The following is a 3,973-nucleotide window of genomic DNA, read 5'->3' as shown; positions in this document are numbered from 1 at the left end:
TTGTCATCACTCCCACTAGGGAGGGTTTGACCATTCGGCCTGAATCCTACACACAAAAATAAAGGGGATGTGGTTTCCTAGGTGTGGTTACAGGTTCTCCCTGGGTTTGTGAAGATTTGTTAAGTAATTGTCAAAAAGACTGCGATCGCTGTAAAATAAAAAGTAATTAGGATTAATGGCAATAGCTTGGATGTAATCAGCCACAGCTAAAGCCCATTTTTTTGGCTCAAAATGACCCCGATTGTAGATGAAATTTGATTCACTAGTACCATAATCGCCACAGTTTGATACCCTTGTCATCACTCCCACTAGGGAGGGTTTGACCATTCGGGCTGAATCCTACAGAATTAACCCAGTTAAAATACTCAGTCAAAATCAAGCGATCGCCCCCCATCATCTCCACAATAGCGATCGCCCTCCATCATCTCCACAATCCAGAGGCGATCGCCCGATTATTTCGTAATCACAAATATAAGACTTATTTTTTATGGGGGTAATACTTAAGCCTGAAGACAGGATTTTAACCCCTAGCTTTTAGAGTGAGTTTAAAATTCTAATTACTTGTTGATAATCAGCGGTACTACCTTCATCGAGGTATAATTGCGCTGCTCTTAGCAAGTTTTCCCTGGCTTTGTTGATGTCTCCTAGCTGATGGTAAACAAGACCGCGACTATAGTAGGCTTGAGCATAATCAGGATCAATGGTAATGGCTTTGGTGTAAGCCGACAGTGCTAAATCCCATTTTTTTTGGTTATAGTAAACATTACCGCAACCTATGTAAGGATCAGCTAAATCGGGATTAAAGCCAATGATTTTATTATAATCAGCCAGAGCTAAATCCTGTTGTTTCTGGTCATAGTAAAAATTATCGCAACCTATATAAGTATCAGCTAAATCGGGATTAATGCCAATGGCTATGGCAATGGCTTTATTATAATCAGCCAGAGCTAAATCCCATTTTTTTTGGTTATAGTAAACATTACCGCGACTGTAGTAAGCATAAGCATAATCAGGATTTAAGGCAATGGCTTTAGTGAAATAAACCAGAGCTAAATCCCATTTTTTTTGGTCATAGTAAACAAAACCACGATTGATGTAAGTTACAGCTAAATCAGGATTAAGGCGACCTTTAGTGTGAAATTTTTGGAATCTTTGACTCACTATTTCAAGAACTCTTTGGGGTGTCCAAAGAGTTTTGGGGAAAGAGTCAGATTCCCAAGGAATGATCCTCTGATATCTTCCCCGTTTTTCAAATCTAAAGCTGATTTGATTGAGTCTAGTTTGACTCAAAGTAGAAATAGCCATGAGAGTAAATATCAGTATTGATAAGGCTACGACGCTAGTTAATGCTGAAAAGTGCATAAATTTTACCTTTTATGGTCGGGGGATTATTTAACCGGTTACGTAGAAATAGATAAACTTATGACTTATATGTAATTGAAATTGTGCCTTAATTTTTTTAAGTTAAATTATGTACTATGGCATTATGAGAAGTTACTAAAAGCACAAAATAACTCAGTGATACTGAGTGTAAAAGAAATTAAAGTAAAAAACGATAAAAATTAAAAATCAAGTAGGTTGAGGCTTGGTTTTACCTGTTAGTCTTTATACCAGCAAACCTATATATCTGTTCTCAAAGGGGAATGAGTAATCAGTAACAATAGACATATTAATTTTATTTCCGAAAATGCGCTAAAAATACGCAACGCTTATTTTAAAATGCGCGGTGCTTATTTCCGCGCTATGGCAGCACATAATGTGCGCCTCTGCGTTGACCAACTAATTTTAATTGGTTCGCATCAGCTAGTTGACGTAATAAGCGAGTCGCTTGGTCTTTACTAATCCGGCACAATTCCATTGTTTCTTGTCTGGTGATTTTGCCGTGAGTATTGACATAACTGATAACCATTTGTTCTTGCTGTATGGAATCGAAGCCGACCTGTCGGACATAATCAGCTGACTGTCCTAATTCTCGATACACTTGAGGACTTAACGTGTAGGTACGCCCTTTTTTGATACCGTGGGCTTCAACTAAACCCGCCTCAACTAATCTTTCTAAGACACTGCGGGCAATCTGTTCATTACGTTGAATGGCTTGAGCTAGGGTAGTGGTATCTATGCGTCTTTCTTGTCGCAATTGAGCCAAAGCAATGAGAGATTCAACTGGTAGAGGACTTTGTCTGCGGTTTTCTTCTTCAATTACTACCCGCAAAAGTGGTAAATCGGCTTCTCCACCAGGAAGTCGCACAACTACTGAGTATGCGTCACTACGTTGATAGTCGGGTGCGGGTCTTCCGTAGCGCAGTAAGCCTTGGTAAATTAAGTCAACACCGCGTCCAGTACGTTCAGCAAGTCCTATGCGTTTGATAGCATCGGCTAGGAAAGGATTTCTGGGTCTTGGTTCTACAACTAACAAATTATCTAAGGTTACACCTTCAACAAATCCACCAGGGTTACTGATGACAATGCCGTAATCTTCCCAACGAACGTGAACTGCTCCCATTCTGGTATAGTCCCGATGAATTAAGGAATTCACAAAAGCCTCACGAAATGCGCGTCGGTCGTAGTTAGGAACTGGTACGCGAAATAAACCAATTTGAATTTCATCTTCTTCCACACGCACTTCCAACTGTTCCATAATTCGCTCAAATAGTTTCAACATCGGGGTGCGGTAAAAATCATTAACTCGCACTTGAGTTCCTTCTAAAACTTGAAAGGCAACTTCGTGAGTTGGTATAAATTCTCGTAGTGCTGCTTCTCTCCCCAAAATCAGCAATCCCGTAATTGTCGGGATGCGATCTCCATGACGAGAACGTACAAATCCCAAAGCACCATCTAGTTCTTCATCACTCAGAGATAACAGAGTGCGATCGCCACCATATCGTTCAATCAGTTGGCGCAGGCGTTCCCGTTCTAGGGGGTCAAAGTCGGCTGTAGTGGCTCCGTTTACTGGTAAAGATGAGTAATCTAAAGAACCTAAATCTGATTGACGGCTGGCAAATTCATGGGGATAGAAGGGGACGCATTGGGGAGTCCCTTCAGCTTGAAGGCGGCGACGCTGTAAAAGACCATCGGAAGTAGCAACTAGACGCAGAGATTTTGGGACTTCAATTTGAGCAATGGTTTGGCCTTCTTCTTGCAGTGCTGTAACGCGCACACTCACTGGCGGATTGGTGCGGTTAGCAATCATGGCTGCTAGGGTAGATAAGTTTTGATGCTGGGGATGTAAACCAGTCACTTGTCCATTATCTTCAACACCCAGGTAAATTTCACCACCATCGGTATTAGCAAGACAGACTACAGTTTCAATCAGTTCTCGGTCAGGTAGGCGAGAGCGATCGCTTTTAAACTCTACAGTGAGAGATTCTTTGGTTGGAATAGTGCGGATCATGTGAGTTCTTGCCAATATTTCTTGGCTTCCTTCCAGGGTACTATAGCAATCGCCAAGGAGGTTAGGACGCAAAATGCAAGACATCCTCAATGGTATCTCGTAAACAATCAAACTGGTCTGAATAAGGTTCAGTTAAGCCTCAAATTCATGTAAATTAAGCATTGTTCCCAAGAATGGAAATTAACTGTGGTGCATCTGAGAGATTTTTCGTTGGTGTGTCCCGATATACAAAATGGTGACTTGCTCAAAGCAATCGAGATGGCTATTCCAGCAACGGTAATTGAACAAGCGATCGCCCCCCATACTCTCCACAATAGCGATCGCCCTCTATACTCTCCACAATAGCGATCGCTCTCTATCATCTCCACAATAGCGATCGCCCCCCATCATCTCCACAATAGCGATCGCCCTCTATCATCTCCACAATAGCGATCGCCCCCCATCATCTCCACAATAGCGATCGCCCCCCATCATCTCCACAATAGCGATCGCCCGATTATGTGCCGGTTGAGGTTATACATCCCCGACTTCTGTCCAAAATATTCTCAGGTAGTCACAGAGTTTGATAGTGGTGTCCCCACT

5 protein-coding genes are annotated in these 3,973 nt (G+C 42.0%); 2 read left to right on the top strand and 3 right to left on the bottom strand.

What is annotated here, in order from left to right:
• Nucleotides 1-87: 87 nt before the first annotated feature.
• Nucleotides 88-300 (bottom strand): hypothetical protein, encoded by a 213-nt coding sequence (locus PN457_RS09340; RefSeq protein WP_271732868.1) that lies wholly within the window; start codon nt 298-300, stop codon nt 88-90.
• Between the two features lie 19 nt (nt 301-319).
• Between PN457_RS09340 and PN457_RS09335 the strand changes: the two genes are divergently transcribed.
• Entirely contained in the window at nt 320-463 is a 144-nt protein-coding gene (locus PN457_RS09335; RefSeq protein ID WP_271732867.1) for a hypothetical protein, read from the top strand.
• Between the two features lie 71 nt (nt 464-534).
• On the opposite strand, the gene PN457_RS09330 is transcribed toward PN457_RS09335, so the two are convergent.
• A complete protein-coding gene (locus PN457_RS09330) occupies nt 535-1,362 on the bottom strand; it encodes a tetratricopeptide repeat protein (protein WP_271732866.1) in 828 nt (275 codons plus the stop codon).
• A 379-nt stretch (nt 1,363-1,741) separates the two neighbouring features.
• On the bottom strand, nt 1,742-3,475 hold the full coding sequence (locus PN457_RS09325) for an RNA-binding domain-containing protein (RefSeq protein ID WP_271732864.1): 1,734 nt from the start codon (nt 3,473-3,475) through the stop codon (nt 1,742-1,744).
• A gap of 102 nt (nt 3,476-3,577) precedes the next feature.
• Here PN457_RS09325 and PN457_RS09320 point away from each other — a divergent pair, with 102 nt between their 5' ends.
• A complete protein-coding gene (locus tag PN457_RS09320) occupies nt 3,578-3,736 on the top strand; it encodes a hypothetical protein (protein ID WP_271732862.1) in 159 nt (52 codons plus the stop codon).
• Nucleotides 3,737-3,973: the final 237 nt, after the last annotated feature.

The sequence above is a fragment of the Anabaenopsis arnoldii genome, assembly GCF_028331025.1.
GTDB lineage: Bacteria > Cyanobacteriota > Cyanobacteriia > Cyanobacteriales > Nostocaceae > Anabaenopsis > Anabaenopsis arnoldii.
The sequence above is the reverse complement of the archived record's forward strand: the minus strand, read 5'-3'. Positions and strand labels throughout refer to the sequence as shown.